Genomic DNA, 24,955 nt, shown 5'->3' with positions numbered 1-24,955 from the left:
CCTTGCCGGGCGCGGGCGCCAATCCCACCGCTAGTCCCACATCTTCCTGAGCTTCGCGCCGATCTCGATTTTTGCCTGCGCGGCGGCCGCAAGGCCCGCCGCGCCCGGCGCCGCGACGACAGGCGCCGGCGGCCAGGGACGCGACTCGTAGAGCGGCAGCGCCGCCGCGGCGATAAAGCGCGTACGCGACGCCCACACATGGCGGTCGCCCTGCGCCGTCTGGTTGTGCACGTAAAAGCGCTGCGGCACGACGATATGCAGATCCTCCTTCGCACGCGTCATCGCCACGTAGAGCAGGCGCCGCTCCTCTTCGAGTTCTTCGTCGCTGCCCGCGCCCAGATCGGACGGAATGCAGCCGTCCACCCCGTTGAGCACGAACACGTTGCGCCACTCCTGCCCCTTCGCCGAGTGGATCGTCGAAAGAATCAGGTAGTCCTCGTCGAGCAGCGGATCGGCCGATTCGGCGCTCGTCGCGTCGGGCGGATCGAGCGTGAGCTCGGTGAGAAAGCGCTCGCGCGAGGCGTAGGTGCTCGCGATGCTCTCCATCTGCAGCAGATCCGCGAGACGCACGGCCGCATCCTCGTGGTTGCGCTCCAGATGCGGCTCGTACCAGCGGCGCACGCGCTCGAACTCGGCGGGCCACGGCGTTGCGCGCGCACCGATGTTCCCGATGAGCGCGGCGAACGCGGCCCAGTCCTCGGCGGCGCGCGGCGGCGGCGCGAAGGCGGCGAGCGCTTCGGCCGCCCGATAAGCGCCCGTGCACGCGGCAACCTGATCGAGCAGCCGCGCGGCCGTTGCGGGCCCCACGCCCGGCAGCAGTTGCGCGACGCGAAAGCCCGCCACCCGGTCGAGCGGATTCTCTGCCCAGCGCAGCACGGCGAGCACGTCCTTGACGTGCGCGGCGTCGAGAAACCGCAGGCCGCCGAACTTCACGAACGGGATGTTGCGCCGCGCGAGTTCGATTTCGAGCGCCGCGCTGTGGTGCGCCGCGCGAAACAGCACGGCCTGCTGCTTGAGCTTCATGCCCTCCTCGCGCGCGGCCAGGATCTGCTCGACGACATAGCGCGCCTGGGTGGCTTCGTCGGCCACGGTCACGAGGCGCGGGCGCTGCGCCGAGGGCCGCTCGCTCCAGAGGTTCTTGGTGAAGCGCTCGCGGGCAGCGTCGATCACCGCATTCGAGGCCGCGAGGATGGGCTGCGTGGACCGGTAGTTGCGCTCCAGCGTGACCTGGCGCGCGGGCGGATCGAACTGCGCGGGAAAGTCGAGGATGTTGCGCACCGTCGCACCGCGAAACGAGTAGATCGCCTGGGCGTCGTCGCCGACTACCGCGAGGCCGCGCCCATCGGGCTTGAGCGCGAGCAGGATGGCTGCCTGCAGGCGGTTGGTGTCCTGGTACTCGTCCACGAGCACATGATCGAAGCGGCTCGCGAGATCGGCCGCAATGGCGGGCTCGGCCGCCATGTGCGCCCAGTAGAGCAGCAGGTCGTCGTAGTCGAGCACGTTCTGCTTCTGCTTTGCATCGACGTAGCCGGCAAAGAGCGTCTTCAACTGCGGCTCCCATTCGACGCACCACGAGAACGAACGGGTCAGGACGTTGGCGAGCGAATCCGCGGTGTTGACCACGCGCGAATAGATCGCGAGGCAGGTGTTCTTCGCAGGAAAGCGCTTCTCTTTCGCCGAAAGCCCCAGTTCGTGGCGCACGAGGTTCATGAGGTCGGCGGAATCCTCGCGGTCGTTGATCGTGAACGCGGGCGCCAGGCCGATCTGCCCGGCGTACTCGCGCAACAGGCGCGCGCCGATGCCGTGAAACGTGCCGGCCCACGTCAGCCCCTGCGCCAGCACGGCGGCCGCGCCCGGCACGCCCGCGGCGATGCGGCCGACCCGGCGCGTCATCTCCTGCGCGGCGCGGCGCGAGAACGTGAGCAGCAGGATGCGGTGGGGATCGGCGCCATTCACCACCAAATGCGCGACGCGGTGCGCAAGCGTATTGGTCTTGCCCGACCCCGCGCCGGCGATCACGAGCAGCGGCGCCGGCAGCGCGGTGCCCGGCGCGAACGAAGCCGTGCCGCCATGCTCGACGGCGGTGCGCTGCGCCTCGTTGAGCTTCGAGAGGTAAGCGGCCGCATCGGGACAGGCAGCGGCGGCGGGGGTATCGACTACGGTGGACACGGGGCAGCAGGCGTCAAGGATCGGGGGGCGACGCATACTGTATATCCATACACCTCGCCCCGGCAAGCGCCGATCCCGACGCGATCTGGCGGCATTTATGCCGAAAACAACAGGCGCGGGCAGAGGCAACTGAGGGCAACTGATGGCAACCGCGCGGCAACTGCGCGGCAAAGGCGTGCCGACTCCGTGCCGCCCGAATGCCGCGTCAGTGCTCCGTGCTGCCGCCCGGCTGCTGTGCGGACTGCCCCTGCATCTGGCTCTTCATTTCGTAGTCGGCCGCCTGGCGGTCGGCCTTGCGGTTGATCTTCGCGTCCTTCACCTGCGCCTTGTATTGCGACTTCGCCTCCTTCTTCGCCTGACGGTACTCGGTGTTCGCCTGCGCATCGGCGTTGCGCTTCTGGACAAGCGGATCGGTGGGGCCCGGCGCGGTCAGGTTCTGCGGAGCCGGCGCCGGCTGCGCCACCCCCGCGGCGGCGGGAGCCTGCGACGGCATCTGGGCACCTGGATCAGCGCCCTGCGCGAGCGCGCCGTGGGCGAAAGCGGCAGCGAAGACCGTCAGGGCGGCTCCGGTCAGCAGTTTGCGAATCTGGGTCATGGCGTATCCTCTCTGAAGTTATGTTCCGGGTGCTGCGGCCCGTATAGCTGGCTGCCGGGCGCGCCCCGCTCGATGGAGCCCGCCGTGAAGAACCGCAGGCAGAACAATCCCGCGTGACAGGCTCTTTTTAGGGACACGCCGTTTTTGGATGAAGTTCACCGAAGAGGGCCGCCGTTACCGAACGTTTCACTTTCTGACGGTTCGACTACGGGGCCTCCGGCCCGCCCCGGGCGCCGCATGCCGTATGATGCGAACCCTTCGATTCCTCCCTTCGCGGCACTTTGTCCCGCCCCCGGATTGCACACGCCATGCCCAACCTCGATTTCACGCTGACCGGCGACTTCGTCGAATTGCACAACCTCCTGAAGATCACAGGGCTCGCGGATAGCGGCGGATCGGCCAAGCAGATCGTCGCCTCCGGCGCCGTGAAGGTGGATGGCGAAGTGGAATTGCGCAAGACCTGCAAGATCCGCGCGGGCCAGGTCGTGCTGCTCGGCGACACGCGCATTGCGATACGCGAACCGGAATGAAAATGCGGGGCGAAAAAGCGGACTGAAAGAAACTGCACCAGAAATGGGCTTATTGATCGACAATAGGGCTATCCCGCAATAAGCTGTCTGCTTTCGCAGAAAGCCCATAAAAACGCCCAGTTCCGCGCGGCGCGATATTTCGCGCCGCTTGTCTTTCATGACCCGACCGACCCTCGCCACGCGCGCCATCGCGCCGCCCACGCTCTCCCGCCACGCCGCCGACACCGCGCGCCTTGCCGCGCCGCTCGCCATCGCCCAGCTTTCGCAGATGGCCATGAGCGTGACCGACACGGTGCTGCTCGGCTCGCTCGGCGCCGACGCGCTCGCGGCGGGCGGCCTCGGCGCGAACCTGTTCTTCGTCGTGGTGACGGTGCTGCAGGGCGTGCTGAGTTCGGTGAGCGTGAGCGTCGCGCACGCGCGCGGCGCGCAGAACGAAGACGACGTGCCGCACATCTACTGGACCGGCCTCGCGCTCGCGCTCGTGCTCTCGCTGCCCGCGTTCGCGCTGCTCTCGTTCGCGGGTCCGATCCTGCTCGCGCTCGGCGAACCCGCGCCGCTCGCGCAGCGCGTGGGCGAATACGCGGCCGTGCTGCGCTGGGCCTCGCCCGCGAGTCTGATCGGCGTGGGGCTGCTGCGCTCCTTCCTGCCCGCCATCGGCGCGGCCAAACGCCTGCTGTGGGTCTCGCTCGCCGGCGTGTTCGTGAACGGCTTCCTCAACTACGGGCTGATCCACGGCGTGTGGGGGCTGCCGCGCCTCGGCTTCCTCGGCTCGCCCACGGCCACGCTCGTCACGATCTGGCTCACCGCCATCATGCTGATGGCGCTCCTGCACCTGCGGCCCTCGCACCAGCATTTCGTCGCCGCGCGCCGGCCCACGGCGCCCATGATGGGCGAGCTCGTCTCGATCGGCTGGCCCGTGGCGATCACCTACGCCGTCGAGGCCATGCTGTTCCTCGCCACCGGGCTCCTCATGGGCCTGCTCGGCGAAACGCCGCTGGCGGCGCACCAGATCGCGCTGAACGTCGCCTCGGTGTCGTTCATGGTGCCGCTCGCGATCGGCCAGGCGGCCAACGTGCGCGTGGGCTACTGGACCGGCGCCGGCCAACCCGGCGCGGCGCGCCATGCGGGCTTCGTCGCCCTCGCGCTCGGCGGAGGCTTCATGTCGCTCTCGGCGCTCGTGATGGTGTTCGCGCCGCACTGGATCGTCGGGCTCTACCTGCATCTCGACGACCCCGCCAACGCGGCCACCGTCTCGCTCGCGGCTTCGCTGCTCGGCGTCGCGGCGCTGTTCCAGATCGCCGACGGCGTGCAGACGGTCGGCTCGGGCTGCCTGCGCGGCCTCAAGGACACGCGCATCCCGATGATGGCGGCGACGCTCGGCTACTGGGGCATCGGCTTTCCCATCGGCTACGCGCTCGCCTTCCATTTCGGGCTGGGCGCCCGCGGGCTCTGGTGGGGGCTCGCCGCAGGCCTCTCCACGGTCGCGCTGCTGATGACGCTGCGCTTTCACCGCATGAGCCGGCGCCGCATTGCCATGGCGGCTTCGCAAACCACGCCGGCCTGAAAACAAGCCTCACCGGACTAACACGGAACGAATACGGGGCGAACACGGGGCGAACACCGGGCCATCCCGGGACAAACCCGGGGCTGGGCGTGAACGATTAAGCGTGCGGTTAAAATAGCCCGGCTGCGCTCGCCGCCCAAGAGGCACGCGCGCGCAGCGGACACGAGGAGACTTCCGAACCGCAGGCGCACAGCCGCCACCGCAGCGGCGCCTGCACCGTCCAGCCGTTCGCGCGCGCCTTCAAGGGGCCCCGCGCTGCTCAGGCAACACCGCAGGCCTGCCCGGGCGAGCGCCGCCGCTGCGCCGCTCGCGCAGCACTCACGACCATAAAACCGGACCACCCTTCCATGCTTGCCCCGATTACCCGCCTGTTTCCGCTCTGGGCCGTGCTCGTCTCGCTCCTCGCCTACTTCGCGCCGGGCTCGGTCGCGCCGATCGCGCCGCACGTCACCACGCTGCTCATGATCATCATGCTCGCGATGGGCGTCACGCTGTCCTTCGCCGACTTCCAGCGCGTCTTCACGCGCCCCGCGCCCGTGCTGGCCGGCATCTTCCTGCACTATCTCGTGATGCCGCTCGCGGCCTGGGCCATCGCGAAGGCGCTGCACATGCCGCCCGACCTCACCGCGGGCATGGTGCTCGTCGGCAGCGTGGCGAGCGGCACCGCATCGAACGTGATGATCTATCTCGCGCGCGGCGACGTCGCGCTTTCGGTGACGATCAGCGCGCTTTCCACGCTCGTCGGCGTGTTCGCGACGCCGCTCCTCACGCGCCTCTATGTCGATGCCTCGATCGTGGTCGATGTGCGCGGCATGCTCCTGAGCATCCTGCAGATCGTGGGCCTGCCCATCGTGATCGGCCTCGTCGTCAACCGCTTCGCCGGACAGCTCGTGCGCCGCGTGGAGCCGGTGCTGCCGCTCGTCTCGATGGTCGCCATCCTCGCGATCATCGCCGCGGTGGTGGGCGGCACGCACGCGAGCATCGCGACGGTCGGGCCCGTGGTCGCGCTCGGCGTGGTACTGCACAACGGCATCGGCCTGCTCGGCGGCTACTGGGGCGGCCGCCTGCTCGGCTTCGACGAGTCCGTGTGCCGCACGCTCGCCATCGAGGTCGGCATGCAGAACTCGGGCCTGGCCGCCACGCTCGGCAAGCTCTACTTCTCGCCGCTCGCCGCGTTGCCCGGCGCCCTGTTCTCGGTCTGGCACAACCTTTCGGGATCGCTGCTTGCGGGCTACTGGGCCGGCAGGCCGGCGCGCGGCAGCACGCGCGACGCGGAAGAGGCGCCGCAGGCGGGCACGCCGGCCGCACGACGCTGAGAGCCAGCCGGCGCGCCCCTGCCCTGTACGGGGTGAAAGCACGGGGCGCGCCGCTCTCGTAAAATCGGGCACATATCGGGCACATATCGGGTACACATAGGGTGCAAGCCGGGTATAAGCCGGACACATGCCGGAAGCCGGCCGCAAGGCTTCGCGCCATCCCCGAAGACCGCACGACATCGCCTGGCCGCGCGCAGCACGCGCCGGAACCGCACGGGAGACCCTGCTTGACCGCGCCACCCGCCTCGACCGCATTCTCGTCGTGCCGCTACGCGGCACGCGTGCTCATCTCCACGGCGCTGCTCGCGCTCCTCGCACTTCTCGCGGCATGCGCCACGCGCCCGCCCGCCACGGCCTACCCGCGCGACGTCACGCACGCGCTGCCGCCCACCGAGGCCACGCCGCTCGCCGCCGCGCTTGCCGCCCCCGAGGCCGCGCACCCGGGCCAGTCCGGCTTCCGCCTGCTCGCCACGGGCACCGACGCGCTGCAGATGCGCATCGCGCTCGCCCGCGCGGCGACGAAGACGCTCGACATGCAGTACTACATCGCGAACGAGGACACGACCGGCAAGCTGCTCCTGGGCGCGGCCCTCTACGCGGCCGATCGCGGCGTGCGCGTGCGCATGCTCGTGGACGACCTGAACTTCCGCGACATCGGCCGCCTGATGGCGGCGCTCAACACGCATCCGCAAATCCAGATCCGCGTGTTCAATCCGTACGGCAGCGCCAACGCGGGCATGCTCGAGCGCACGACGAACCTCTTCACGAACATCGACCAGTTCACGCGCCGCATGCACAACAAGGCGATGATCGTCGATAACCAGCTGGCCATCGTGGGCGGGCGCAACCTCGGCGACGAGTACTTCAGCGCCAGCCCGACGCTGCAGTTCAGCGATCTCGACGTGCTGGCCGCCGGCCCGGTGACCGCGCAGATTTCGGCGAGCTTCGACGCCTACTGGAACAGCAGCGTCGCCTACCCGCTGAGCGTGCTGAACCGCCAGCACTTCGACCCGCACGACCTCGACACCGCACGCGACGAGTTGCGCAAGCACTGGCACGAGAACGCCGATCCCTACAACGCCCGGCCACTGAACGCCACCCCGCTCGACGCGCAGATCACCCAGCGCCAGTTGGGCCTCGTGTGGGCGAATTGCGCGTTCGTGGCCGATTCGCCCGAGAAGATCGCCGACGCGCAAGCCACGCAAAACGCCGGGATGGGCGCCGCCATGCGCTCGCTGCTCGACCGGATCCATGCCGCGCGCAGCAGCGTGCTGGCCTTCACGCCGTATTTCGTGCCGCACGACGCGGGCGTGGCGGAAGTCCGCAAGCTCACCGCGCAGGGCGTGCGCGTGGCGTTCCTGACCAACTCGCTCGCCGCCACCGACGCCGTTGCCGTGCAGGCCGGCTACAGCCCGTACCGCGTGCCGCTCCTGCGCGCGGGCGCCGAGCTCTACGAGTTCAAGCCGCGTCAGCCCGGGCGCAACGAACGCCAGCCGCTGGGGCTCGTCGGCTCGCGCTCGCGCGCGAGCCTGCACGCCAAGGCCTACGTGATCGACGACGCCACGCTCGTGATCGGCTCGCTCAACCTCGACCCGCGTTCGGCCAACCTCAACACCGAACTCGCGCTCACCATCGACAGCCCCGCGCTCGCGCACGAGGTGGCCGGCTATTTCGCGCTCGCGACCTCGCCCAAGGTGAGCTACCGCGTGACGCTCGCCACACCGGCCCAGCGCGCCGCGCTCGCCGGCACGGCCGCCACTTCGCCGCTCGTCTGGACCGACGTCGACGAGAACGGCAGGACCCGCACCTACAACGTCGACCCGAACGCGGGTTTCTACCGAAATCTCCTGACCGGGCTATTCTTGCTGCTGCCGGTCAACGACCAGCTTTAGCGGCGCCCACCGCCAGCCTGCCGGCCCCCCACCGCCAGCCGGCCGGCGAGCCGCGGGACGACGCCTGCGGCGATGGCATCCGCCCTGCCCGCTTCGGCGATGCCGGCGCCCGTTTTCGGCCACAATCGAACCCGAAGCGGCCCCGAAGACGGCGCTCCCGCCCGGCCGGCGCCGCCCCCTCCACCGGAGTGCACCATGACCGAAGACGTACGACTCGAACGCGACACGTTCGGCGAAATCGCCGTTCCTGCCGCGCGCCTCTGGGGCGCGCAAACGCAGCGTTCCCTGCAGAATTTCCGCATCTCGACCGAGAAGCAGTCGCCCGAACTCATCACCGCGCTCGCCACGATCAAGCGCGCGGCGGCCGAGGTGAACCAGGGCCTCGGCGTGCTCGACGAAAAGAAGGCCCGCGCGATCATCGCCGCCGCCGACGAGATCATCGAAGGCAAGCATCCCGGCGAATTCCCGCTCGCCGTGTGGCAAACGGGCTCCGGCACGCAGACCAACATGAACCTCAACGAGGTGATCGCCAATCGCGCGAGCGAGATTCTGGGCGGCGAGCGCGGCGAGTCGCGCCTCGTGCATCCGAACGACGACGTGAACCGCGGCCAGTCGTCCAACGACGTGTTCCCCACGGCCATGCACGTCGCCGCCGCCTACGCCATCGTCAAGCATCTGCTGCCCGCGCTGAAGACGCTGCGCGACACGCTCGACGCCAAGGCCAGGGCATTCGCCGGCATCGTCAAGATCGGCCGCACGCACCTGCAGGACGCCACGCCCCTCACGCTCGGCCAGGAGTTCTCGGGCTACGTGGCGCAACTGGATCAGGGCATCAAGCACGTCGAATCGTCGCTGCCGCATCTCTACGAACTCGCGCAGGGCGGCACGGCCGTGGGCACGGGCCTGAACGCGCATCCGCAGTTCGCGCAGAAGGTGGCCGAAACCATCGCCAGGCTCACCGGCGTGCCCTTCGTCACCGCATCCAACAAGTTCGAGGTGATGGCCGCCGCCGACGCGCTCGTATTCGCGCATGGGGCGCTCAAGACCGTGGCGGCGAGCCTCATGAAAATCGCCAACGACATCCGCTGGCTCGCCAGCGGCCCGCGCTGCGGCCTCGGCGAACTTTCGATTCCCGAGAACGAACCGGGCAGCTCGATCATGCCCGGGAAGGTGAATCCTACGCAGTCCGAAGCAGTCACGATGCTCTGCTGCCAGGTGTTCGGCAACGACGTGGCGGTGAACTTCGGCGGCGCGAGCGGCAACTTCGAACTGAACGTATTCCGCCCGATGATCGCGCATAACGTGCTGCAGTCGGTCCGCCTGCTCGCCGACGGTGCGCTCTCGTTCAACGATCACTGCGCGGTGGGTATCGAGCCGAACCGCACGCGTATCGACACGCTGCTCAACGAGTCGCTCATGCTCGTGACGGCGCTCAATCCGCACATCGGCTACGACAAGGCCGCGCAGATCGCCAAGAAGGCACACAAGGAAGGCACCACGCTGAAGGCCGCCGCGCTCGCGCTCGGCCACGTGACCGAGGCCCAGTTCGACGAGTGGGTGAAGCCCGCCGGGATGGTCGGCAACCTCAAGCCCTAACGGCAGCGGCGCTGCACAAAGAGAACGGGCGGGGGGACTAAATCCCACCGCCCGTTTTGTGTTCGGGGCGCGCACATGAAGGCGCGCCGAACCTCGCTCACACCACGCCCTTCGCCACCTCTTCGGGCTTCAGTTCAATGATCGCATCGAGCGCGTCCCTCACGTCGAGCGCGTATTTGGCCAGACGCTTTTGCTCCTCCGTCTGCGGCTCGAACGGCGGCACCGGAATCGGATTGCCGTTCTCGTCCACGGCCACGAACACGATCAGGCAATCGGTCGTGAGACGCAGCTGGCCGCTCTTCGGGTCGCCCGCATGCACCGTGATGTGGATGTGCATGGAGGTGCGGCCCGTGGCCACCACGCGCGCGCGCAGCTCGACCATGTTGCCCACGAGAATCGGCCGGCGAAAGCGGATGTTGCCCACGCTCACCGTCACGCAGTAGCGGCCCGACCAGACGGCCGCGCACGCGTAGGCCGTTTCGTCGATCCATTTCATCAGCGCACCGCCGTGCACTTTGCCGCCGAAATTCACCGAGGTCGGCTCGGCGAGGAAGCGAAACGTCGTCTCCGAACGGTCCAGCGGCTGGGAAGGCGTACTCATGATGGGCTCCGCTCGTGGGCGCTGCCGCTTGCGCGGCATATTTGTGGGAAGGCGTCGATTATACGGTCGCAATAAGGCAGGCGCAGCGGGGGGCCGGGCAGGCGCTCGTCCCGGCGGCGATGGGCCGCGGCCGCGCCAGCCCCCCGCCGACTAAGCCGCCGCGAAGCGCGTGCGGTACTCCAGCGGCAGCACCCCATAGCGGCGCTCGAAGGCGCGCCGCAGATTCTGCTCGCTGCCGAAACCGCAGTCGGCCGCAATCCGCTTGAGCGGCTGGCGCGACTGCACGAGCGCATGCGCCGCCGCTTCCACGCGCATGGCCGACACCGTGCGCGCCGGCGTGCGCCCCACCTCGTCGGCGTAGCGGCGTGCGAAGGTGCGCGGGCTCATGTTGGCCGCCTCGGCGAGCCGCTCCACGCTCAGCTCCGTGTGCAGGTTCGCGGCCATCCAGCCGTGCAGGGCGTCGAAGGTGCCCCCCGCCGAAGTCTGCGCCGCCAGCGCCTCGCTGAACTGCGCCTGGCCGCCGGGCCGCTTCATGAACACCACGAGCCGCCGCGCCGCATGCATGGCCACGTCGTGGCCGCAATCCTCCTCGATCAGCGCGAGCGAGAGGTCGATGCCCGCCGTCACGCCCGCCGACGTCCAGACCACGCGGCCCGCGCGTTCATCGCGAATGAAGATCGGATCGGGATCGATATCGACCTTCGGAAAGCGCCGCCCGAGCGCCGCCGCGTTACGCCAGTGCGTCGTGGCGCGGCGCCCGTCCAGCAGCCCGGCGGCGGCGAGATAGAACGCGCCCGTGCACACCGAGGCGACGCGGCGCGCGCGCGGCGCGTTCGCCGCGATCCAGTCCACGAGTCCGGCTTGCAGGGGCGTGGTGTCGTCGATCGGGGTGCCGGGGACGATCAGGGTATCGATGGCGTCGGCAGCGAGCGTATCGAGCCGCTCGGTGACGATGGGCAGGCCGACGAAAGTGGGCAGCACGCCGCCTTCCAGCGACGCCACCGTGATGCGGTAGGCGCAGGGCTCGCCGGCAGTCGTGCTCGTTGCCTGGGCGGCTTGCTGTACCTGTGCGGCGGCGCGGGCGGCAAGCTCGGCGCGCCAGAAAGCCTCGATCGGCCCGCAGGCGTCGAGCAGGACGAGGTCCGGGGCAACGGCGAAAACGATATGGCGCGGGGCGGGCTGGGCAGACATGACGCAGCGGGCGGGCAAGGACACGATGCCGCCATCATCGCACCGCGCCGAGTGGCAGTCACGTCAATACGACATCAATTTCTGCCAGGTTCAGGCGCAAACCGGGCGCAGGCCAGGGACAAGCCGTGCTCAATGGCGAATGGCAATGCCTTCGTCGATAGTGCCGTACATCTCGATGCCGTTCGCGTCGCTGGACGGCACGTGGCCGCTCTGGGCGCAGGCCGCGCATAAGAGCGCGAGGGAGCAGACGGCCGCGAGGGCCAGAAGGCGTTTCATCTCTGCATGCCGGGGGAAAGAGGTTCCGATTCTAGCGCAGCGCACTCTGAGCCCGCAGAAAAGGGAGCGGGCAGGCATCCGTCGGCATCCGACATTTCAGTCCATCGTGAAACGTCGAATGCCGCACGCGGGTAGAGTCAGGACATGGCACGCAGGTGCCGCCCCCAAGGAATCGCCCAGAGCACTTCAGGAGCCGCCATGCCCGCCCCGTTCACCGACGAAGCTAGCCATTTCCCCGGCCTTTCGCGCATCGGCGCGCTGCTCGCCGACCCCGGCCGCGCCGCGATGCTGTTCGCCCTGATGGACGGCAGCGCCCGCCCTGCCGGCGAACTCACGCTGGTCGCCGGGCTTTCGCCGTCGGCGGCGAGCGCGCACCTCGCCCGTCTGACCGATGGCGGCCTGCTTGCGCTCACCGTGCAGGGGCGCCACCGCTACTACCGGATCGCGACGCCCGACATCGCGGCGGCCATCGAGGCGCTCATGAACATCGCCGAGGCGGCCGCACCGCAGCGCCCGGTGACAAAGCCGGCCCGCACCGTGCCGCTGGAGATGCGCCACGCCCGCACCTGCTACGACCACATGGCGGGCGAAGTGGCGGTGCGCGTGTTCGAGCGCTTCGTGGACGACGGCCTGCTCGTGATCGAAGGCGACAGCCTCGACGCGACGCCCGATGGCGCCGCGCGTCTGCGCGACTGGGGCGTCGATCTCGGCGCGCTGCGCGCGCGCCGGCGGCGTTTTGCCTGCACCTGCCTCGACTGGAGCGAGCGCCGGCCGCATCTCGGCGGCGCGCTGGGCGCCGCGCTGCTGGATTCGTGGATCGCGGGCGGCTGGGTCGAGCGCGCCAGCCGCCCGCGGGTACTGCGCATCACGCCCACCGGGCAGCGCGAATTCGATGCGCTCACGGCGGTTTAGCGCCGCTTTACGCGCTGATCGAATACCTTCCTTCCCCTTTCGTACCGGGCGCGCCGCCGCTGCGGCGCGCGCCGTCTCGTCCCATCCCCCGCCGCGAATTCGGCGCATCCGCCAACCTTGCAATCCTTACGCAATCAACACGTTCTGTTACACCTGGCGCATAAGGTTTTACAATTCTGCGCGCATGGAAACAGGCACGCCCGTTACAGTGCCTCACAGGACGCTCCGAAAAACGGCGCGCCACGGAGAAAAAACATGACAGAGCGCACACCAAACCTCATCACATTCCGCCGGCTCGCCGGCCACACGCTGATAGCCTGCGCCGCAATGGCAGCCCTGAACCTTGCCGCGGCCCCGGCCTATGCCCAATCGGCGCCTCCTCCCGGAGCACAGCAGGGGACGAACGTCGATCCGCCGGGACGTATCGCGCGGCTCGACTACATGGCAGGCGCCGTCACGACCGAACCGGCCGGCGCGACCGACTGGTCCTACGCCCAGATCAACCGCCCGCTCACGACCGGCGACCAGTTGTGGAACGACGCGAACGCACGCTCGGAGCTGCACATCGGCTCGACGGCCGTTCGCATGAGCGCGCAGACGAGCCTCGACATCCTCAATCTCGACGATACGAACGCCCAGTTGAAGGTCACGCAAGGCACGCTGTCCACCCGCGTGCGCGAACTGGCGCCCGGCAGCTCGTACGAAATCGATACGCCGAACCTCGCACTCGGCCTGAACGGCCCCGGCGACTACCGCGTGGACGTCGCGCCGGACGGCAGCTCGACCACGGTGACGGTGCGCAGCGGCAGCGCCACGGTGTACGGCGAGAACGGCCAGATCCCGATTTCGGCAGGCCAGCAGATCGTGTTCTCCGGCACCAACCTGCAGGAAACGGCCAGCAACGGCTTGCCGCAGCTCGACGCCTTCGACCAATGGGCGCTCTCGCGCGACGAAGCCGAAGACCGCTCGGTGTCGGCGCGCTACGTTTCGCGCGACATGCCCGGCTACGAAGACCTCGACGCCAACGGCACCTGGCGCGAAGACCCGCAGTACGGCGAAGTCTGGGTGCCGACCGCCCAGCCCGCCGGCTGGGCGCCCTACCACGACGGCCACTGGGTCTGGCAGGCCCCGTGGGGCTGGACCTGGGTGGACGACGCAGCGTGGGGCTTCGCGCCCTACCACTACGGCCGCTGGGCCTACGTGGGCAGCAGCTGGGCGTGGGTGCCCGGTCCGCTCGTCGTGAGCGCGCCGCCCGTCTATGCGCCTGCGCTCGTCGCCTTCGTGGGCGGCGGGGGCGGAGGCGTGGACTGGAGCGTGGGCCTGACCGTGGGCGGCGTGGCCGCGGCGGGCGTGGCCTGGTTCGCGCTCGGGCCGGGCGAAGCCTGGCATCCGGGCTGGGGTGGCTGGAGCCCGCACTACTACCAGCGCGTGAACCAGACGGTCGTGGTCAACAACGTGCACGTGACCAACATCACGAACATCAACGTGCACAACACCTACGTCAACTATCGCGTGCCTGGCGCCGTGACGGCGGTGCCCGCGACGGCATTCGTCCACGGCCAGCCGGTGGCGCGCTTCGCGCAGCATGTCAATCCGCAGCAGTGGCGCAATGCGCGCATCGAGCCGGGCACGCCGGGCATCGCGCCGGTACAGGGCAGCTTTGGCGGCAGCCTGCGGCCGGCCAACTACCGGCCGCCCGCAGCACTCGCGCAGCGCCAGGTCGTGGCGACGCGCGCCGCCGTCACGCCGCCCGCCTTCCACGACACGCTCGCCCAGCGCTTTGCCCACGAGGGCGGCGCCGTGCCGGGTGCCGGGGCGCCCGTGGTCCGCGTGTCCGCGCCGGAACATGCGCCGCTCCAGGCGGCGCATGGCGGCTGGGCGCCGCAGAATGTGCGCGTGGTGCCGCCGCATTCGCCTGTGATCCGCGAAGCCGCTCGGCCCGCGGGCGCGGCGCCGCAGCCGGCGGCCCGTCCGGGCGGCGTGCCGGCGCCCGGACACGGCCAGCCGGGTACGCCGCCCGCGATGGCGAGCGCGCACGAACCGGCGCAGCAGGAGCGCGGCGTACCGCATCCGCCGCAAGCCGACGCAGGCCGGCCCGAGGCGGCAGGTCGTCCGGAAGGCGGCGCGCCGAATACGCCTCGCGAGGCCGAAGCGCATCAGCCGTCCTGGACGCAACCGCATGCGCCGATGGGCTCGCACGGGGAACCCGGCAACGAAGCGCGACCGGGCGAGTCTGCGGCACAGCATGAGCCACAGGCCCAGCCGCAGCGCAACGCCGAGCCGCAGGCCGAGGCACGTCCGCCGGCGCAGCAGGCCCCGCAGCGCTCGCCTGAGCCGGCACGCGAGGAATCTCACCCGCAGCCCCAGGCCGAGCAGCGCCACGAGGAAGCCCAGCCGCGCGCGGAATACCATCCGCAGCCGCATCCCGAGCAGCATGCGGAGCCGCGTCCGCAGCCTCAAGCGCACGCCGAGCCCCGCCCGCAGCCCCAGGCGCACGCCGAACCGCGCCCGCAGCCTCAGCCGCATCCCGAGCCACACCCGGCACAACATCCGGATGAGCACGCGAGCGGCGGCCACGAGGACCACAAGCGCGGCTGATGCCGACCGTCTTTCGGGGGCCATCCCCTGAAGGCATGAAAGGCATGAAACGAAAAGGCCCGCGAACTTCGAAGTTCGCGGGCCTTTTTTCTCTTCTGCGCGCCCGGCCCTATCGGGACACGGACGCGCGCGGGGCTTCAGACCGCCATCGGCGCCGTGAGCGGCTCGTGATGCCGGTAGCCCACCAGCGAAAAATCAGCCGGCTCCACCTTTTCCAGCCATTCCGGCTCGTACACGCCTGTTTTCGCGTATTCGGGCACCCGCTCCGAAATCGCCAGTTGCGGGCTGTCGAACGGCTCGCGGCGCAACTGCTCGTTGAGCATGTCGAGCTGGTTCTCGTAGATGTGCGCGTCGCCAATGAAATAGCTGAACCAGCGCGGCGTATAGCCCGTCAGCCGTCCGACCAGGTGCAGCAGCACCGCGCCCTCCGTCAGATTGAACGGCGTGCCGAGGCCGACGTCGTTGCTGCGGATGTAGAGACACAGCGAAATCTCGCGCTTCGCGGGATTCGGCAGGAACTGGTACAGCAGATGGCACGCGGGCAGCGCGATCTCTTCCAGCACCGCCGGATTCCAGGCATGAAACAAAATGCGCCGGTCGGTGGGATTGTTCATGATCGTGTCGAGGCACTGGCGCAGCTGGTCGATCGCCTTGTAGAGCAGCACTTTCGGGCGGCCGTCCTCGGTGAACTGCGTCACGCGCGCGTAGCCCCGCGATTCGGCATCGGCGAGGCGAGCCGTGGCGTCGGCATCGAGCACCTTGTAGGCGGGCCACTGGCGCCATTGCACGCCATAGACGTCGCCGAGGTCGTCCAGGCCTTCGCGGTAGGGGTTGGCGAGCCACTGCGCGTTGTCGTTCGCGTTGGCGTCCCAGACCTTGCAGCCGAGCGCGCGGAAGTCGGCCGCGCTGCGCGAGGCGCGCATGAAGCCTATCAGCTCGCCCACGGCGGACTTGAACGCCAGCTTCCTGGTCGTGACGGCGGGGAAGCCCTGCTGGAGGTCGAAGCGCAGCATCGCGCCGGGCTGGCTGATCGTGCGGATGCCCGTGCGGTTTTCCTGCCACGTACCGGTGTCGAGAATCGAGCGGACGAGCTCGAGATACTGTTTCATGCGGGGTTCCCTCGGCGGCCGGGCCCAGTGCGCGATTGGCCTGGCTGGCCCGGTCAGGATGGCCAAACCCCGATTCTAGCAAGTCGCGGGAAAACCCAGAGGGCGCAGAAGGCGAGGCCGGCGGCATGCACAAAGCGCGGCGCCGGCCGTGGGGCGCGCTTGAGCCAGTCGCTTGTAGCCGCCGCTTGTACCAGTCGCGTGTACCCGCCGCCTTTGCCCGCCTTATGCCCCGCCGCCCGAAGCCAGCCCGCCCGGATGCGGCGCGAGCGGTTCGCTTTCCATGTGGCGCATGCCGTGCGCGCACAGGAGCCGGTAGAGCGTCACGCGCGAGATGCCCAGTTCCTGGGCCGCGTCGCCAAGGCGCCCGCGATGGCGCAGCAGCGCAAGCTCGATCGCCTGGCGCTCGGCAGCTTCGCGCGCCTGCGCGAGCGACACCGGCACCACCTCGACATAGTCGCCGAGTTCGAGGTCGCGCGCCGTGATGGCCCGCCCCTCCGACATCACGATCGCCCGCCGCACGCGGTTGATGAGCTCGCGCACGTTGCCCGGCCAACTGTAGTTGTGAAGCGCGGCGATCGCGTCGGGCGAGAAGCCGCGCAGCCGACGGCTGCCGTCCTTGCGAAAACGCTCGAGCATGTGGCGCGCGAGCAGCTCGATGTCCTTGCCGCGCGCGCGCAGCGGCGGCTCGTCGATCTGCAGCACGCACAGGCGGTGATACAGATCCTGGCGGAAGCGTCCTTCGTGCATGGCCGCGCGCATATCGACGTGGGTGGCCGAGATGATGCGCACGTCCACCGGCATCGACTGATGGCCGCCCAGCCGCTCGATCTTGCCTTCCTGCAGGAAGCGCAAGAGGCTCGCCTGGCTCTCCATCGGCAGGTCGCCGATCTCGTCGAGAAAGAGCGTGCCGCCGTTGGCCGCTTCCACACGCCCCATCTTGCGCTGGTTCGCGCCCGTGAAGGCGCCGCGCTCGTAGCCGAAGAGTTCCGACTGCAACAGGTGCGGCGGGATCGCGCCGCAGTTGATCGGCACGAACGGCGCATTGCGGCGCGCCGAACGCTCGTGAATGGCGACGGCGGTCAGCTCCTTGCCCGTGCCCGACTCGCCCGAGATGAACACCGGCGCGTCGGTCATCGCCACCTTGCGGATCGAGCGAAAGAGCGCAAGCATCGCCTCGCACGAGCCGACCATTTCGCCCTCGGCGCCGCCCGAGGTGTCGTTCGAAGCCGATTCGCCGAGCGAAACCATGCCATAAGCATGACCGACGGAATCGACAATGCGCTCGCCGTTCCAGGGCACCGTTACGTAATCGAAACAGTAGTCGCGCACGAGACGGCGCAGTGCGGCGTCCTTCAACTGGCCCGTGGTGGTGGCCGCCACCCAGCCGACGTGAGGCAACGTGAGACACGGCTCGAACGAACCGATTTCGTGCAGATGAAAATGACTGGACAGGTCGAGCAGACCACCCGCGGGGTTGCCGGCGCGCAGCGCCCGGCGTGCATCCCGTGCGTTGCCGACGATTTCCACGTGCCAGCCCCGCTCGTGGAAACGCTCGTGCAGCGCCGCATTGGGATCTCGCGTCACGTATATCAATTGCCGCGTTGCGGGTTCCATTATTCAGATCCTCTCGCCAAACACAGTGTTGGAGAATGACGGCACGCACCTGAATGGCAGATACGCAGCAATCAAGCGCCATTTCACCGCCCCCTCGAATGGTGGCGAACGGACATGCTTTTTGCTGAGGGCATAACCCCGATCTGCGGCGTGTGTCAGTGGCCTCTGTGGGCTTTTTGTTTTGAGCTTTACAGCGTTTTCTGAAGCTTACTATATGCTCAGGCCGGATGGATAGGAAATATGCCCGGCGGATCAAAACGGGCCGGATGGAAAGGCTTCCATACGCGCAATCCCGCGCAAACCCCTCGAATAGTCGGAACAAATTAATCCCGATGTTTTCTTTCGACTATTGCTTCCCGGATTAAAAACCGCCTTACCGGATGTTACTTGCGCGCAATGCGCAACCGCGCCCAACCGCGATTTGACGTTTCAGCGTTTCAGCACTGAAACGTTTTGGTGAAAATCAGCCGTTCAAATTCCGCAGAAAATACCCTACACCGAAGCGCATCAACGGATTGCGGCGCATGGCACACGTTTCGCTAAATCTCCCGCATCAGGAGATACGCCATGCGACTCGATCACCGAAATGTCAAACGCCAGTTTGCCGGCAGCGCCGCCGCCCTCGCGGCCGCCGCGCTTCTTGCACTCGCGGCGCCGGCACAGGCGCAGTCGTTCGACGCCGGCGCGCAGGTCGCCTCGGCCGCGGCGAATGTGATGGCCGATGTCATTCCTGCAACGCGCAGCAGCACGTTCGGCGACGCGAAGCCCATCTCCGCGACGTTCGAACGGGGCGCGGCGCCCGCCGACAACCTGGGTGCCGACAGCGGCCCCGTCGCTGCCGATCCGTCTCCGGCCGCCGACGACAGCGTGGTGGCAGGCATCGGCGCGCTGGACGACCAGACGCTTTCGCACCAGCGCGGCGGCGCCGTCGGCATGTTGATGGTGGCCGCCACGCCGCAGCTCATGCACGGCGCCAACAGCGTCACCCTGTGGGATGAAATCGCACCGCCCGCCCCGCTGCCGATCCCGGTCGACAGTTCGCAGGCCGCGCAAGGAAACGTTGCCAGCTACACGAGAAGATAAGCCAGAGCAATCAGGCCGGGCCGCTCGCGCGGCACGGCGTCCGGCACGGCGCGCAACGCAAGACGCGCCGAACCGGCAGGAGACCGACATGACAGGACGTACTACGACGCCAGCCTCTGGCCGGCGTTCAGCAAGGCTCGCCGCAGCCGTCTGCGCGCTCCTTGCGGCGGGGGCAGCAGCAGGGGCGAGGGCGCAAGCCGTGAATCCCGGCGACATCATCGTCGAGCGCAATATCACGCCGCGCAGCGCCTTCGACAGCGTGCCGAAGAGCCAGGACCCGGTGCTCGTGCGCGCCACCACCTTCCCGGCCAACAGCTTCAACCCGACCATGGCCGCCGTCGTCTCCGACGCCGAGCTCACGAGCGCGCACGGCAATTCGGGCGTCTCGCCGAGCACCACCGCCGGCGCCACGGCCGCCAGCATGCAGATGCTCACGGGCCTGCTGGCCGGCCGCGAGAACGGCAACGCCATGGGCATGGGCTCGGGCGTCCAGGCCGGCAGCATGGGCGGCTCGATCGCCGGCGCCGTGACAGGCGCACTCTCGCCGATTTCGGCAGCACTCGGAGCCGTGAAATGAGCGCGCGCCCTCTTCTCTCGCGCTGGCCGCTGGCCGCCGCCGTCGTGTTCGCCGCATTCGCCGCGGGCACGGCCCACGCCCAGGCCGTAGTGGGCGCCGTGGCGGATATCGGCGCGGGCGCGGCGAACAGCACGGTCGGGGCGGTCACCGTCAACGAGGCGGCCGGTCTGAACAACGCCCAGGCCAATCAGTTGACGATCACGAGCGGCGCGCCGCTGATGGTCAACGGCACCAGCAGCGCACAGGCCGCCGGCGCCAAAGCCCGCCTCCCCTATGCGAGCGCGAGCATCGGTGCAGGCGCCTTCGCCAACGCGTCCGGCGCAGTCATGGTCAACCAGACTGCCGGCGTGGGAAATACCCAGAGCAACAGCGCCAGGATCGGCGCTGGTGTGATCGGTGTTGAAACTGTCTCAGACGGGGATCTGTCTGCGGCGGCGGCAACGAACGGGGGTCCGGGTCGATCGGCCCAGGCCAGTGGCATTCGTGAAGCGAGTATCGGCAGTACCGCGTTCAGGAATGCGACTGGTCTCGTGCAGGTGAACCAGACCGTCGGAGCCGGTAATGCTACGGCGAACAGTTTTGTGCTCCGTCCCCCGGCGGGCACTCTTTTCTAACTGACCAATCAGTATCGGAGCGACATCATGAAGCGCACTCTCATTGCTGCGGCAGTTCTTGCGGTCTCGTCGGGCAGCGTCTTCGCCCACGGCTGGAAGGATCCGTTCATCTTCAACTCGACGATCGTCAACGAAGGCGTCGACGTGTGGGGCGGTGTCCTGCTGTATGGTTGTGTCGGCGTGTCGAGCACCACCGGCGCCGTCGTCAACAACACGCAAAGCGCCAACCTGGACGGCGTGACGCTCACGCCGAACCTGCCGACCGGCACCTACACCACCGGGGCCGTGACGACCAGGTACGACAACACGAAGCAGTCGATCAACGCGGGCGGCAGCGCCTCCGGCTCGATCACGACGAAGGTGTTCAGCGCTTCGGCCGGCGCACAGGGCTTCCAGGAATCGTCGGGCTATAGCTATGGCAACCAGTCGGCGTCCGTCGCCGGCGGCGGCTACGAACATAGCCAGCAAAGCGCGGGCATCGGCGGCTACTTCTACGACCAGAACCAGAGCCAGGGCGGCCATATCTCCGCAGGCGGCCATGCCGGCGGCTCGTATGGCACCTATAGCTACGGCTATGGCAAGGGCAAGAACAGCGCCAGCGGCGGCGGCGGCTACATCCAGGGCGGCCTCTCCGCCGGCTACAACGAGTCCAGCTATTCCAAGGGTTCGGGTGTTGGCGGCTACTTCGAAGCCACGGAAGGTTCGGGCCAGGGCTCGGTGTGGGGCTACAAGGCCGACGAAGGCTCGGGCTATCAAGCCTTCGGCGAACAGTCGAGCGGCTATAAGATGTACGGCGCCGTCAACTCGGCCTCGGTCAACGCCAAGTGGAACCTCAACGCGCATGACAACACGGTCAACGAAACGACGACCGGCTCGGTCACGACGCACTACAACGGCATCCCGACCGGTTCGCTCGACGCGAACATCGGCGGCGCCTCGTCGGGTGCGTCGGCCGTCTCGGGCAACGTCGGCATCAACATCACGCAAGGTGTCGACAACGCGCAGAGCAACGACGCTTCGCTGGCCATGATCGATGCGGGCAATGTGTTCGGCAACGCCCAGATCTTCAACAGCCAGTCGTCCTCGGGCAACGCGTCGATCAAGAACTTCAACGTCAATGCTTCGATCGGCAGCAACGTGCTCGCCGGCGCAAGCGGCAACATCGGGGTGAACGTCGCAGCGGGCGTGGGCAACGTGCAGAACAACAGCCTCGCCGCCGCCAGCAGCACCGACAAGACGGCTCCGTCCGGCGCTGCGATGGTCGCCACCGACCAGAACAGCCAGCAAGCCAGCCTGAACTTCAACGGTTCGTTCGGCGGTACCGCTTCGATGGCCGGCAGCGCGCTTGCCGGGGCCAGCGGCAACATCGGCGTGAATATCGCCGGCGGCGCTGGCAACGTGCAGCACAACGGCCTCGCCATCGCAGCTCTGACGGTCGGCAAGTAAGCAACGTTTGAAAGGCACCACCCGCGCCGGCCGCCACTGCAGCGGCCGGCGCAACCTCAAGCAGGAGACCATCATGCCCGGGCTCGACCGCTTCCCGGCGTCGAAAGCGTGTGTCATTGCGTTCGCAACAGCTTGCGTATTGTGTGCGCCAGCCCACGCACAATCCGTGCTCGATGCGACTAACCTCATTGGCGTGCCGGTGAAGCTGCCGATACGCTCGATGAAGGAGATCCGCTACGCCGGCATAGTCACCCAGCAGTTCGACTATAGCTGCGGTGCGGCGGCACTCGCGACGCTCCTCAAGGACGGCTACGGCATCGACATCCCCGAGGTGGAGCTGATCCGCCGCATGATGGTGTACTCGACGCCGGAGGTTGTGGTGAAGAATGGCTTCTCGATGCTCGACATGAAGAAGTTCGTCGAAACGATCGGCCTGCGCGGACGCGGCTTTCGCGTCAACACCGACGCGCTCTACCACCTGCAGATTCCCGTGCTCGTCCTCATGAACATCGACGGCTACGAGCATTTCGTGATCGTGAAGCATGCCGAGAACGGGCGCGTGTTCCTCGCCGACCCCGCACTGGGCAATCGCATCGTGACCGAGGACGACTTCGCAAAGACCTGGAATGGTCTCGTCTTCGCCGTGCTCGGCAAGCCCTTCAGGGAGGATTCGCCTTTGCTGCAGAACAACGAGTCGCTCGCGCTCAAGCTGCGTGCCAGTGCATTGACAAACGGCACCGCGGCGACCCCCTTTGTCGATTACGGCCTTGAAAAAGCCGTATGGTTCTGATGTCACAGTCCAGCCATGAACCGCAACCTCTCAAAGTATGGCGTCACGGCAGCGCTCCTTGCGCTCGCCTGCAGCCATGCGAGCGGTGCGCCTGTCGCCGGAAGCATCGAAGCCCAGACGTTGCCGCCCTTCCTGTCGGCCGGCGTCGCCGCGCAACAGGGCATTCAGTGCCAGCCCGTCGATGACGACGTGCTCTCTCACCAGACCGGCAAGTACGCCGGCAGCAACATGATTTCCGGGTTCGTCCTGAGCCTGCTTTCCGAGTGGCAATTGCCCAACGGCGCGACGGCTGTCGCGCAAGGCGCTCTCAGCGTCGCACAAAACACCAGCAACCAGCTGAGCGCCCAGGTCCAGACCTACGCCAACGTGGTGGGCGGCAACAACCCGCATAACAGCGGCGCCAATCCCAACGCGAGCGCAACGGGCGGCCAGAACGTGGCCGTCAACGGCATTTCGCAAATCACGCAGGTCGCCGGCAACGGCAACGTCGGCGTCAACGGCGCGACCATCGACTACAGCAGCAACGCCCAGCAACTCGCCAACATTGCGGGCGCGAGCAACCAGTCGAGTGCCTTTGCAACGAATGCGAACGGCAGCATTACCGCGGGCATCACGTTCGCCAATAACAGCATCAACGTGTCGGTGCAGACGCCCGCCGGCATCGCGACGCAGAGCATCGTGCCGAGCAGTGCGCAACAGGCCGGCGCGATCGCCCAGTTGCTCCAGATCGCAGGCAACAACCAGCAGGTCTCCAATCAACTGGCGTTGAGTCTGCAGACGCAGCAGATGAACGCCGCCATGATCCGGCAGACCGGCGTATTACAGGCGCTGCGCAATATCCACTAGGGAGGAGACACGATCGCGGGCGAAAGACCCGCAGGCAGTACGGCAGTATCAACGAAGCATGGTTGTAAGCGGGCGCCAAGCCGGAGAGACCGGCGCGCGCCCGTCTGCAAACCCGGGGGGGGAAAGAAGAATGAACACGATGAAGAAGTCGGGCATGCCGCGCCTGAAGCTCGCGGCCATACCCGCAGCCGCCATGCTGTTCGCGCTCGCGCAGTCGGCGTTCGCACAGGAACTTCAGAACCAGTCGGTCGAAGACCGCCTCAATACGCTCATGCGGGTGGTCGACCAGCAGCAGAAACAGATCCAGTCGCTCGAGCGCCAGGTCACGAATCTGGAGATGTCGCAACGCGGACGCGGCCTGCCGGGCGCGGGCGCGCCCGACGCCGCCTCCGACGCCACCGTGGCCGAGCAGCCCGGCGCAGACGGCCTGCCCGTCCCGCTGCCGCCGCTCGCCCAGGCGCTGCCGGGCGCCACCGCGCCGGGCTCGCTCACGGGTACGGCCACCGGCGTGCCCGTCAACCCGCCCTCGCCCGACGCCGGCCAGACCAATGGCGCCACCGGCGGCCAGGCCTCGAGCGGCCCGCAGCAGGGCGCGCCCGTGGGCGTGAATCCCGCGAACCCCACGGTCGGCGAAACGCAGAAAGAGGCCCAGCCGGCCCGCACCGATGCCGAGCAGGCCGTCGTGCAGCGCCAGGAAGCGCCGCTCTTCGACCACAAGCTCACGCTCGACTGGGGTATCAGCGATACCTACTACGACCGGCGCCAGCTGCAGCTCTCGGGCTTCCTCGCGCTCGATGCAATCTTCCTCGGCAACATCAACCTCGGCGAGACCAAGTCTCACCAGCTGATGGCCGACCTCGACGTGCGCTACGGCCTCACGGACCGCATCAGCGTCGACGTGGACGTGCCCTACATCTACCGGCACAGCACCTTCATCGTGGGCGGCGCGGGCGGCGCCGCGAGCACGCTCTCCGACGCCTCGGCCAATTCGAGCGACATCGGCGACGTGAACTTCGGGGTGTACTACCAGTTCCTGAAGGAAACCAACAACCTGCCCGACGTGGTCGGCAGCCTGCGCGTGAAGAGCACCACCGGCAGTTCGCCGTTCGGCATCAAGGTGCAGCAGGTGGACGGCGACAACACCAATCTCGTCGCCCCCGACAAGCTGCCCACCGGCACCGGCTTCTGGAACGTGACGGCCGGGCTCTCGGTGCTGAAGACCTACGACCCGGTCGTGCTGTTCGGCAGCTTCTCGTACACGTACAACATTTCGCGCTCGTTCGCCGACATCTCGTCGGTGATCGGGCAGACCGAACCCGCCGACGTGAAGCTCGGCGACATCATCCAGTTCGGCGGCGGCGTCGCACTCGCGTTCTCGGACAAGGATTCGGCCAGCATCTCCTATACGATGGCAATCGAACCCGAGTCCAGGACCAAGGCGCCGGGCGGCAGCTGGACCGGCGTGCCCGGCAGCCAGACCACCGCTTCGACACTGAACTTCGGTCTGAATCACGTGGTGAACAAGCACCTGACGATCAACGGCGCGGTTGCGGTGGGCCTCACGCCCGACGCGCCGAACTTCGTCGTCGGTGTGCGTTTCCCCTATACCTTCTGATCCATGAGGTCGATCGTGCGC

General features: G+C 68.1%; 21 protein-coding genes. 14 read left to right on the top strand and 7 right to left on the bottom strand.

Going from position 1 to position 24,955, the window contains the following annotated elements; genetic code table 11:
* Nucleotides 1–30: 30 nt before the first annotated feature.
* Both BFE01S_RS18980 and BFE01S_RS18975 read right to left on the bottom strand, forming a co-directional pair.
* Nucleotides 31–2,205 carry an ATP-dependent helicase gene (locus BFE01S_RS18980; RefSeq protein WP_084170042.1) on the bottom strand — a complete coding sequence of 725 codons (2,175 nt, stop codon included), beginning with the start codon at nucleotides 2,203–2,205 and terminating at the stop codon, nucleotides 31–33.
* 169 nt (nucleotides 2,206–2,374) lie between these two features.
* The gene (locus tag BFE01S_RS18975) at nucleotides 2,375–2,764 is read right to left on the bottom strand and encodes a hypothetical protein (protein ID WP_028226855.1); all 390 of its coding nucleotides are present in this window, start codon (nucleotides 2,762–2,764) and stop codon (nucleotides 2,375–2,377) included.
* A gap of 308 nt (nucleotides 2,765–3,072) precedes the next feature.
* On the opposite strand from BFE01S_RS18975, the gene BFE01S_RS18970 reads away from it, so the two are divergent.
* From BFE01S_RS18970 to fumC, 5 genes are all read left to right on the top strand, one after another.
* Nucleotides 3,073–3,294, top strand: coding sequence for an RNA-binding S4 domain-containing protein (locus BFE01S_RS18970; RefSeq protein ID WP_028226854.1), 222 nt, complete (start codon nucleotides 3,073–3,075; stop codon nucleotides 3,292–3,294).
* A gap of 157 nt (nucleotides 3,295–3,451) precedes the next feature.
* Nucleotides 3,452–4,858, top strand: coding sequence for an MATE family efflux transporter (locus tag BFE01S_RS18965; protein ID WP_028226853.1), 1,407 nt, complete (start codon nucleotides 3,452–3,454; stop codon nucleotides 4,856–4,858).
* Nucleotides 4,859–5,205: 347 nt separating this feature from the next.
* On the top strand, nucleotides 5,206–6,174 hold the full coding sequence (gene panS, locus BFE01S_RS18960; protein ID WP_028226852.1) for a ketopantoate/pantoate/pantothenate transporter PanS: 969 nt from the start codon (nucleotides 5,206–5,208) through the stop codon (nucleotides 6,172–6,174).
* Between the two features lie 281 nt (nucleotides 6,175–6,455).
* Entirely contained in the window at nucleotides 6,456–8,066 is a 1,611-nt protein-coding gene (locus tag BFE01S_RS18955) for a phospholipase D family protein (protein WP_028226851.1), read from the top strand.
* Nucleotides 8,067–8,261: 195 nt separating this feature from the next.
* Nucleotides 8,262–9,662 carry a class II fumarate hydratase gene (gene fumC / locus BFE01S_RS18945; protein ID WP_028226850.1) on the top strand — a complete coding sequence of 467 codons (1,401 nt, stop codon included), beginning with the start codon at nucleotides 8,262–8,264 and terminating at the stop codon, nucleotides 9,660–9,662.
* Between the two features lie 97 nt (nucleotides 9,663–9,759).
* On the opposite strand, the gene BFE01S_RS18940 is transcribed toward fumC, so the two are convergent.
* The 3 genes from BFE01S_RS18940 to BFE01S_RS45080 form a co-directional block, all read right to left on the bottom strand.
* Nucleotides 9,760–10,263 carry an acyl-CoA thioesterase gene (locus tag BFE01S_RS18940; RefSeq protein ID WP_042337936.1) on the bottom strand — a complete coding sequence of 168 codons (504 nt, stop codon included), beginning with the start codon at nucleotides 10,261–10,263 and terminating at the stop codon, nucleotides 9,760–9,762.
* Nucleotides 10,264–10,413: 150 nt separating this feature from the next.
* Nucleotides 10,414–11,454: a GlxA family transcriptional regulator gene (locus BFE01S_RS18935; RefSeq protein WP_028226848.1), complete on the bottom strand. Its 1,041-nt coding sequence runs from the start codon at nucleotides 11,452–11,454 to the stop codon at nucleotides 10,414–10,416.
* 129 nt (nucleotides 11,455–11,583) lie between these two features.
* On the bottom strand, nucleotides 11,584–11,730 hold the full coding sequence (locus tag BFE01S_RS45080; protein WP_169742647.1) for a hypothetical protein: 147 nt from the start codon (nucleotides 11,728–11,730) through the stop codon (nucleotides 11,584–11,586).
* Between the two features lie 198 nt (nucleotides 11,731–11,928).
* Between BFE01S_RS45080 and BFE01S_RS18925 the strand changes: the two genes are divergently transcribed.
* Nucleotides 11,929–12,642, top strand: coding sequence for an ArsR/SmtB family transcription factor (locus BFE01S_RS18925; RefSeq protein ID WP_028226847.1), 714 nt, complete (start codon nucleotides 11,929–11,931; stop codon nucleotides 12,640–12,642).
* Between the two features lie 255 nt (nucleotides 12,643–12,897).
* Nucleotides 12,898–15,240 (top strand): DUF6600 domain-containing protein, encoded by a 2,343-nt coding sequence (locus BFE01S_RS18920; protein WP_028226846.1) that lies wholly within the window; start codon nucleotides 12,898–12,900, stop codon nucleotides 15,238–15,240.
* 137 nt (nucleotides 15,241–15,377) lie between these two features.
* Here BFE01S_RS18920 and BFE01S_RS18915 read toward each other — a convergent pair whose 3' ends face one another.
* Nucleotides 15,378–16,349 carry a thymidylate synthase gene (locus BFE01S_RS18915; RefSeq protein ID WP_028226845.1) on the bottom strand — a complete coding sequence of 324 codons (972 nt, stop codon included), beginning with the start codon at nucleotides 16,347–16,349 and terminating at the stop codon, nucleotides 15,378–15,380.
* Between the two features lie 222 nt (nucleotides 16,350–16,571).
* Complete coding sequence (locus BFE01S_RS18910; protein WP_028226844.1) at nucleotides 16,572–17,963, bottom strand: sigma-54 dependent transcriptional regulator; 1,392 nt, start codon at nucleotides 17,961–17,963, stop codon at nucleotides 16,572–16,574.
* Between the two features lie 567 nt (nucleotides 17,964–18,530).
* On the opposite strand from BFE01S_RS18910, the gene BFE01S_RS42350 reads away from it, so the two are divergent.
* The 7 genes from BFE01S_RS42350 (at nucleotide 18,531) to BFE01S_RS18875 (ending at nucleotide 24,934) form a co-directional block, all read left to right on the top strand.
* Nucleotides 18,531–19,046 (top strand): hypothetical protein, encoded by a 516-nt coding sequence (locus BFE01S_RS42350; protein ID WP_042337934.1) that lies wholly within the window; start codon nucleotides 18,531–18,533, stop codon nucleotides 19,044–19,046.
* A gap of 88 nt (nucleotides 19,047–19,134) precedes the next feature.
* A complete protein-coding gene (locus tag BFE01S_RS18900; RefSeq protein ID WP_028226842.1) occupies nucleotides 19,135–19,623 on the top strand; it encodes a hypothetical protein in 489 nt (162 codons plus the stop codon).
* Nucleotides 19,620–20,237 (top strand): hypothetical protein, encoded by a 618-nt coding sequence (locus tag BFE01S_RS18895; RefSeq protein ID WP_028226841.1) that lies wholly within the window; start codon nucleotides 19,620–19,622, stop codon nucleotides 20,235–20,237. Before BFE01S_RS18900 ends, BFE01S_RS18895 begins: the two co-directional genes overlap by 4 nt.
* A gap of 27 nt (nucleotides 20,238–20,264) precedes the next feature.
* Nucleotides 20,265–21,683, top strand: a complete 1,419-nt coding sequence (locus tag BFE01S_RS18890; RefSeq protein WP_028226840.1) for a hypothetical protein — start codon at nucleotides 20,265–20,267, stop codon at nucleotides 21,681–21,683.
* Between the two features lie 73 nt (nucleotides 21,684–21,756).
* Entirely contained in the window at nucleotides 21,757–22,473 is a 717-nt protein-coding gene (locus BFE01S_RS18885; protein ID WP_028226839.1) for a C39 family peptidase, read from the top strand.
* A gap of 15 nt (nucleotides 22,474–22,488) precedes the next feature.
* Complete coding sequence (locus BFE01S_RS18880; protein WP_028226838.1) at nucleotides 22,489–23,319, top strand: hypothetical protein; 831 nt, start codon at nucleotides 22,489–22,491, stop codon at nucleotides 23,317–23,319.
* A gap of 139 nt (nucleotides 23,320–23,458) precedes the next feature.
* Complete coding sequence (locus tag BFE01S_RS18875) at nucleotides 23,459–24,934, top strand: hypothetical protein (protein WP_156967078.1); 1,476 nt, start codon at nucleotides 23,459–23,461, stop codon at nucleotides 24,932–24,934.
* Nucleotides 24,935–24,955 lie beyond the last annotated feature (21 nt).

Origin of the sequence: Paraburkholderia ferrariae NBRC 106233 (assembly GCF_000685035.1) — a bacterium.
GTDB lineage: Bacteria > Pseudomonadota > Gammaproteobacteria > Burkholderiales > Burkholderiaceae > Paraburkholderia > Paraburkholderia ferrariae.
This window is presented reverse-complemented; position numbering and strand designations above follow the sequence as displayed.

What these genes read in the sequence shown, in the direction of transcription:
- BFE01S_RS18980 (WP_084170042.1), bottom strand. Translation starts at nt 2,205, where the DNA reads ATGCGTCGCCCCCCGATCCTTGACGCCTGCTGCCCCGTGTCCACCGTA.
- BFE01S_RS18975 (WP_028226855.1), bottom strand. Translation starts at nt 2,764, where the DNA reads ATGACCCAGATTCGCAAACTGCTGACCGGAGCCGCCCTGACGGTCTTC.
- BFE01S_RS18970 (WP_028226854.1), top strand. Translation starts at nt 3,073, where the DNA reads ATGCCCAACCTCGATTTCACGCTGACCGGCGACTTCGTCGAATTGCAC.
- BFE01S_RS18965 (WP_028226853.1), top strand. Translation starts at nt 3,452, where the DNA reads ATGACCCGACCGACCCTCGCCACGCGCGCCATCGCGCCGCCCACGCTC.
- panS (WP_028226852.1), top strand. Translation starts at nt 5,206, where the DNA reads ATGCTTGCCCCGATTACCCGCCTGTTTCCGCTCTGGGCCGTGCTCGTC.
- fumC (WP_028226850.1), top strand. Translation starts at nt 8,262, where the DNA reads ATGACCGAAGACGTACGACTCGAACGCGACACGTTCGGCGAAATCGCC.
- BFE01S_RS18940 (WP_042337936.1), bottom strand. Translation starts at nt 10,263, where the DNA reads ATGAGTACGCCTTCCCAGCCGCTGGACCGTTCGGAGACGACGTTTCGC.
- BFE01S_RS18935 (WP_028226848.1), bottom strand. Translation starts at nt 11,454, where the DNA reads ATGTCTGCCCAGCCCGCCCCGCGCCATATCGTTTTCGCCGTTGCCCCG.
- BFE01S_RS45080 (WP_169742647.1), bottom strand. Translation starts at nt 11,730, where the DNA reads ATGAAACGCCTTCTGGCCCTCGCGGCCGTCTGCTCCCTCGCGCTCTTA.
- BFE01S_RS18925 (WP_028226847.1), top strand. Translation starts at nt 11,929, where the DNA reads ATGCCCGCCCCGTTCACCGACGAAGCTAGCCATTTCCCCGGCCTTTCG.
- BFE01S_RS18920 (WP_028226846.1), top strand. Translation starts at nt 12,898, where the DNA reads ATGACAGAGCGCACACCAAACCTCATCACATTCCGCCGGCTCGCCGGC.
- BFE01S_RS18915 (WP_028226845.1), bottom strand. Translation starts at nt 16,349, where the DNA reads ATGAAACAGTATCTCGAGCTCGTCCGCTCGATTCTCGACACCGGTACG.
- BFE01S_RS18910 (WP_028226844.1), bottom strand. Translation starts at nt 17,963, where the DNA reads ATGGAACCCGCAACGCGGCAATTGATATACGTGACGCGAGATCCCAAT.
- BFE01S_RS42350 (WP_042337934.1), top strand. Translation starts at nt 18,531, where the DNA reads ATGCGACTCGATCACCGAAATGTCAAACGCCAGTTTGCCGGCAGCGCC.
- BFE01S_RS18900 (WP_028226842.1), top strand. Translation starts at nt 19,135, where the DNA reads ATGACAGGACGTACTACGACGCCAGCCTCTGGCCGGCGTTCAGCAAGG.
- BFE01S_RS18895 (WP_028226841.1), top strand. Translation starts at nt 19,620, where the DNA reads ATGAGCGCGCGCCCTCTTCTCTCGCGCTGGCCGCTGGCCGCCGCCGTC.
- BFE01S_RS18890 (WP_028226840.1), top strand. Translation starts at nt 20,265, where the DNA reads ATGAAGCGCACTCTCATTGCTGCGGCAGTTCTTGCGGTCTCGTCGGGC.
- BFE01S_RS18885 (WP_028226839.1), top strand. Translation starts at nt 21,757, where the DNA reads ATGCCCGGGCTCGACCGCTTCCCGGCGTCGAAAGCGTGTGTCATTGCG.
- BFE01S_RS18880 (WP_028226838.1), top strand. Translation starts at nt 22,489, where the DNA reads ATGAACCGCAACCTCTCAAAGTATGGCGTCACGGCAGCGCTCCTTGCG.
- BFE01S_RS18875 (WP_156967078.1), top strand. Translation starts at nt 23,459, where the DNA reads ATGAAGAAGTCGGGCATGCCGCGCCTGAAGCTCGCGGCCATACCCGCA.